This is a genomic window from Mesorhizobium sp. M6A.T.Ce.TU.002.03.1.1 (assembly GCF_003997275.1).
GTDB lineage: Bacteria > Pseudomonadota > Alphaproteobacteria > Rhizobiales > Rhizobiaceae > Mesorhizobium > Mesorhizobium mediterraneum.
The window spans coordinates 1-3,987 of sequence record NZ_RZTI01000240.1 but is presented as its reverse complement, the minus strand read 5'-3'; the positions used below and the strand labels follow the sequence as shown (position 1 = coordinate 3,987).

At 64.1% G+C, this 3,987-nt stretch carries 4 protein-coding genes; 2 read left to right on the top strand and 2 right to left on the bottom strand.

All coding sequences use genetic code 11. From position 1 onward, the window contains the following. A partial coding sequence (locus tag EOC93_RS32885; protein ID WP_127206693.1) for a GFA family protein occupies nucleotides 1–288 on the top strand: 288 nt, incomplete at its 5' end. Between the two features lie 173 nt (nucleotides 289–461). Here EOC93_RS32885 and EOC93_RS32880 read toward each other — a convergent pair. Beyond that, nucleotides 462–2,267 (bottom strand): IlvD/Edd family dehydratase, encoded by a 1,806-nt coding sequence (locus EOC93_RS32880; RefSeq protein WP_127206692.1) that lies wholly within the window; start codon nucleotides 2,265–2,267, stop codon nucleotides 462–464. 158 nt (nucleotides 2,268–2,425) lie between these two features. Here EOC93_RS32880 and EOC93_RS32875 point away from each other — a divergent pair, with 158 nt between their 5' ends. Beyond that, nucleotides 2,426–2,890 carry a carbon monoxide dehydrogenase subunit G gene (locus tag EOC93_RS32875; RefSeq protein ID WP_127206691.1) on the top strand — a complete coding sequence of 155 codons (465 nt, stop codon included), beginning with the start codon at nucleotides 2,426–2,428 and terminating at the stop codon, nucleotides 2,888–2,890. Nucleotides 2,891–3,032: 142 nt separating this feature from the next. Here the strand turns inward: EOC93_RS32875 and EOC93_RS32870 are convergent. Next, nucleotides 3,033–3,987, bottom strand: a 955-nt coding sequence (locus tag EOC93_RS32870) for an Mrp/NBP35 family ATP-binding protein (RefSeq protein WP_164759384.1), incomplete at its 5' end; no start/stop codon positions are given.

Genomic DNA, 3,987 nt, shown 5'->3' with positions numbered 1-3,987 from the left:
GCCTATGAGGCTGTGCGGGTGACGGATGGCCGCGACCGGATGCGTGAATACAAGGCGACGCCGTCGAACTGGCCGGAGGGCGACATCAACCACTATATGTGCCCGAACTGCGGCGCGAATTTTCTCTCGCGCGGCTTTCTCGACTTCATGGGCGGGAATTTCTGGGCGGTGAACGTCGCCTGCCTCGACGACGTCACCGAAGAGGAACTCGCCGCAGCACCAATCGTTTACGAGGACGGCAAGCGCGACAGGCAGGACCAAGCGCCGGAGATCACCGGTTATTTGTGAGCGGCGGGCTCAGAAACATCTGACGGCGGCTTGATCGAACCAAGCCGCCGGCCAGCGGAAGGCGCCGGAGGCCGACGTTAGAGCGGTTCATCGTTTCACGGAAACGCCGAATCCCTCTTTGTTTTTGCGCAATTCCGGACGGAAAACCGCTTCACACTTTTCCTGGAATTGCTCTAGTGATTGTCCCGCGGCACGCCCTTGGTGTGCGCCACATCCTGATATTTCACCGCCGGCTTCAGCACCATTCCTTCGGAAAACTGGTCGACCATGCCGCGCTGAATCTCCTGCCATGGCGTCTGATGCTTGGGGTAGTGATAGCCGCCACTGTTCTGCAGCTCGGCGCGACGGCGCGTGATCTCGTCGTCGGTGACGAGAATGTCGGCGGTGCCCTTGCGCAGGTCGATGCGGACGCGGTCGCCGGTCTTCAGCAGCGCCAGCCCGCCGCCTATGGCGGCTTCAGGCGAGGCGTTGAGGATCGACGGCGAGCCCGACGTTCCCGACTGGCGGCCGTCGCCGATGCAGGCCAGCGCGTGGATGCCCTTCTTGATGAGATGGGCCGGCGGCTGCATGTTGACGACTTCGGCGCCGCCCGGATAACCGATCGGGCCGGCGCCACGCATGAACAGGATCGTGTGCTCGTCGATGCCTTGCGCCGGATCGTCGATGCGGGCGTGATAGTCCTCCGGCCCGTCGAAGACCATGGCATTGCCTTCGAAGGCCTCGGGGTCCTTCGGGTTCGACAGATAGCGTTCGCGGAATTCGGGCGAGATGCCGCTGGTCTTCATGATCGCCGAATCGAACAGATTGCCTTTGAGATTAATGAAGCCGGCATTAGCCTTCAGCGGCTCGGCGACGGTGCGGATGACGTCGAGATTCTCGTTGACGGCCCCACCGCAATTGTCGCCTATCGTCTTGCCGTTGACGGTCATGGCGTCGGGATAGGGCAACAGCCCAGCCTTCATCAGTTCGGCCACGACCGCCGGCACGCCACCGGCGTGGTGGTAATCCTCGCCGAGATATTCGCCCGACGGCTGCAGGTTGACGATGAGCGGTATGTTGAGGCCGACCTTCTGCCAATCGTCATTGTCGAGCGGCACGCCGAGATGGCGGGCGATGGCGTTGAGGTGGATCGGCGCGTTGGTCGAGCCGCCGATGGCCGAATTGACGACGATGGCGTTCTCGAAGGCCTGCCGGGTCATGATGTCGGAGGGCTTCAGATCCTCATGCACCATGTCGACGATGCGTTTTCCCGTCTCATAGGCGATCTGGCCGCGCTCGCGATAGGGCGCGGGGATCGCGGCCGAGCCCGGCAACTGCATGCCGAGCGCCTCGGCCAGCGAATTCATGGTGGTGGCAGTGCCCATTGTGTTGCAATAGCCAGTGGACGGCGCCGAGGAGGCGACGATGTCCATGAACTCGTCATAGCCGATCTCGCCGGCCGACAGGCGCTGGCGCGATTCCCAGACGATCGTGCCGGATCCGGTGCGCTTGCCCTTGTGCCAGCCGTTCAGCATCGGGCCGACCGACAACGCGATAGCCGGAATGTTGACGGTGGCCGCCGCCATCAGCAGGGCTGGCGTCGTCTTGTCGCAGCCGATGGTGAGCACGACGCCGTCGAGCGGGTAGCCGTAGAGCACTTCGACCAGGCCGAGATAGGCAAGGTTGCGGTCGAGCGCGGCTGTCGGGCGCTTGCCCGTCTCCTGGATCGGGTGGCACGGGAACTCGAAAGGGATGCCGCCCATCGACACGATGCCCTCGCGCACGCGCTTGGCCAGCTCGATATGATGGCGGTTGCAGGGCGACAGATCCGAACCGGTCTGGGCGATGCCGATCAGCGGCTTGCCCGACATCAGCTCGGCACGCGTCAGCCCGTAATTCAGGTAGCGCTCGAGGTAAAGCGCCGTCATCCCCGGATTGTCGGGATTGTCGAACCACTCCTGCGAGCGAAATTTCTTCTTCTGTGTGGGGGCGCCGGCCATCATGGTCTCCGTATTTGTATGACAAATCGATATGACAACGCGCGAGAGCAGGCAAGAGGCACGCGCCATCCTATTCCGGACTTTGGTGCGATAGACATACATCGGCCCCCACGCTAGACGGGATCGGGGTTTGTCAATTTTGTATCCGGGAGATTTTGATGGCTTTGGTGATCGAAGGCGAGGAACGCATCGCCGCACCCCTGCAAAAGGTGTGGGAAGCGCTGAACGACCCGGACGTTCTGAGGCAGACCATTCCGGGCTGCCAGAGCCTTGAAAAGAAGTCGGACACCGAGATGGGGGCGACAGTGGTGCTCAAGATCGGCCCGATCAAGGCGACGTTCAACGGCGAAGTGACGCTCAAGAATCTCAACCCGCCGCATTCCTACACCATCCAGGGCGAGGGCAAGGGCGGCATCGCCGGCTTCGCCAAGGGCGGCGCCGATGTGACGCTGACCGCCGACGGGCCGGAGGCGACGATCCTCAGATATGCGGCCAAGGCCGATGTCGGCGGCAAGATCGCCCAGCTCGGCAGCCGGCTGATCGAATCGACGTCGAAGAAACTGGCCGGGCAGTTTTTTTCGTCGTTCGGCGAGAAGGTGGGCGCAGTGATCCCTCCCCCTTGAGGGGAGGGTGGCCCGCAGGGCCGGGTGGGGTCGGTGGCGACGCGCTCCAACATTTCCTTCGTAAGAGGTTGAGGCGGTTCAGATGACCCCTCCCGCCGCGCTTCGCGCGGCACCCTCCCCTCAAGGGGGAGGGATATTCGCGTTACTCGAACACGATGCTCGGCACCGCGGCTTCCGCCGCGCCGCGTTCTTCATTGACCCTGTCCCAGACCTTAGAAGCGATGTCGCGGTAGATTTTTGCCTCGGCGCCATCGGGCTTCGAGACCACCACCGGTGTGCCGGCATCCGAGCTTTCGCGGATGCCCATCTCGAGCGGCACTTCGCCGAGGAAGGTGACGCCGAGGCGCTCGGCCTCGCGGCGCGCGCCGCCGTGGCCGAAGATATCGTAGCGCTTGCCGGTGTCGGGGGCGAGGAAGTAGCTCATGTTCTCGACGATGCCCAACAGCGGCACGTCCACCTTCTTGAACATGTTGAGGCCCTTTCGCGCATCGATCAGGGCCAGATCCTGCGGCGTCGAGACGATGACGGCGCCGGCGAGCGGCACCTGCTGGGCCATGGTCAGCTGCGCGTCGCCAGTGCCGGGCGGCATGTCGACGACGAGCACGTCGAGCGGACCCCACTCGACCTCGCGCAGCATCTGCGTCAGCGCCGACATCACCATCGGCCCGCGCCAGATCATCGGCGTCTCCTCATCGACGAGGAAGCCCATCGACATGACCTTCAGCCCGTAATTCTCCATTGGCTTCAGGACCTTGCCGTCGACGGTCTGCGGCCGGCCATGGATGTTGAGCAGCCGCGGCATGGACGGGCCGTAGATGTCGGCGTCAAGCACACCAACCCTCAAGCCGTTAGCGGCGAGGCCAAGCGCGATGTTGACGGCAGTGGTCGACTTGCCGACGCCGCCTTTGCCCGAGGCGACAGCGATGATCGCCTCGATGCCGGGCACGCCGCGCTTGCCCTGGCTATGCGAGGCTGGCGCATGCGGAGCCGGACGTGGCGCGGCAGCGGGTGCGGCCGCAGGTGTGGGCCTTGGGGCGGGCCTGGGAGCGGGTCTTTGCGGAACCGGAGCCTCCATGCCGCCACCCTTCTTTTCCGCC